Annotated in this window: 1 pseudogene; it reads right to left on the bottom strand. The window is 72.1% G+C overall.

From position 1 onward, the window contains the following. Positions 1-1,540 (bottom strand): annotated as a pseudogene (locus ACV4UX_RS19445) (hypothetical protein); the annotation flags it as partial.

Raw genomic sequence — 1,540 nt, 5'->3', positions numbered from 1 at the left:
TAGCGCGCCTTGTCCGGCCCCAGGGACTCCAGCAGGGCCGGGTCCAGCCACCAGGCGTTGCCGAAGCCCCCTGCCTTCCAGTGGAACAGGGCGGGCCAGGAGAGGGCCAGTCCCTCCCGCTGCCCCGAGGCCTTCCACTGCCCGGGCGAAAGGGGATCGAAGTCAGCCCCGGGCCGGAGCGGCGCGAAGCCGCCCTCGCGCCATCCGGCCGCGAGCCCCGGGTCGGGCAGGTTGTCGTTCTGGACGGCCCCGAAGCTCTCGCGGGAGACGAAATCCACCCGGAAGGCCCGGGAGTCCCGCCCGGCCACGCGTCCGCCCTGGCCGTAGTGCACGATCTCGCGGCGCTTCTCCGACCCGTCGCCCAGGGTGCTCACGCGCCCCGCCTCCAGGTAGGCAGCCAGCTCCTCCGGGGTGGCCTGGTCCAGCTCGTTGCCCGCCAGAACCCGGTAGCGGCCGAGGAGCCCCCGCGCTTCGGGGTCCGGGGCCGAGACCGGCAGCAGGCTCAGGGACCAGCCGTCGTGGAACGTCTCCTGGAAGAGCAGCGGGAAACCGCCCTTCACGCCGTGCAGGCGCACCACACAGCGCGTGGGGCCAAGCCTGCGGAACTCCGCCGAGGGCGGGGCCAGGGGCTCCCCCGCGAACACCAGGGCCTGGCGCTTGCCGGAACGGTCCGAAACGAAGGCCCGGCGGCTCACGCCGCCCATGGCCCGGCCCAGCAGGTCCAGGAAGCGGGGGTCGTCCCCGGCGGCCACCAGGGTCTGGCCGGGGCGGTAGAAGTCGAGACCGGCCACGTCGGGGAGCACCTGGGCCGTGAGGTCCGCCCCCTGGCCCGAGGCGTCGGCCACGGCCAGGAGCCGGTCCGAGGCCAGCACGTCGGGGGCGGCCTGGGGGTTGTAGTAGACGTCCACGGTCTCGAAGCCGTCGAGCTTGCGCAGGCCTTCCTGCAGGGCCAGGGCGCGGTCCAGAACGGGCTTGTAGTTCTTGAAGCCGTCCACCTGGGGCTCGCCCCGCCAGAGGGGCTGGAAGTCCTGGTAGGAGATGAAGAAGTCGTATCTGGGATAGACGAGGTACTTCACCGAGGCCAGGCCGAAGAGGCGGTCCAGGCGCGCGCCGGGCTGCTCGGCGTAGAGCGAGGCGATGATCTCGGCCCCCAGGGGGTTGTTGTAGAAGGCCAGGAAGAAAGGCTTGGGCGAATAGGCCGAGGACCACTCGTAGCCGTAGGGCGAATCCCCGGGCCAGCTGATGCCCACGGGCGGCAGGTAGGCCACGCGGAAGCCCGCGCGCTGGTCGCGCAGGAAGGCGTAGACGCGGGCGTCCTCGGGGTGCACGGGGGTGTGCTTGAGGCGCAGCGGCTGGGGAACCTTGTCTTTGGGCGAATCGTCCAGGAGCTGTTGTCCCCAGAAGGGCGAGACGAACACCAGCACCAGAACGGCCATGCCCGCGCGGATCAGCCAGGGCCTGCGCGCCCCGGCCTCCTCCCAGCGCTGGGGCAGCTGGAAGGCCAGCAGGGCGTAGGCCGTGACGATGAGCGGCAGCCAGC

Source organism: Fundidesulfovibrio sp., from assembly GCF_058402725.1.
Note: the sequence above shows the minus strand (reverse complement) of the source record. Positions and strands in the feature narration are given on the sequence as shown.